Below are 261 nucleotides of genomic sequence, written 5' to 3' on the forward strand. Positions count from 1 at the left end.
ATCACTAGTTTGCTTTTACTTTTCGAAGTGAATGCAAACAAAAATAATCAATGAACTGAGTGACTACACAAAATTACTTTTATGTAAGAAATCAGTATAAATCATTGAGCCGGTTTTGTTTCTGCCCTCTTTTAACTAAGAAGACAGAGCAACCAAAAAACTTTAATTGAAGAGTTTGATCATGGCTCAGATTGAACGCTGGCGGCAGGCCTAACACATGCAAGTCGAGCGGTAACAGAAAGTAGCTTGCTACTTTGCTGA

Annotated in this window: 1 rRNA gene; it reads left to right on the top strand. The window is 37.2% G+C overall.

The window, feature by feature from the left end:
* Positions 1 to 163: 163 nt before the first annotated feature.
* Positions 164 to 261 (top strand): 16S ribosomal RNA (locus AACV33_RS06270); the annotation flags it as partial.

This window comes from Aliivibrio sp. SR45-2 (assembly GCF_963890165.1).
GTDB classification, from domain to species: domain Bacteria; phylum Pseudomonadota; class Gammaproteobacteria; order Enterobacterales; family Vibrionaceae; genus Aliivibrio; species Aliivibrio salmonicida.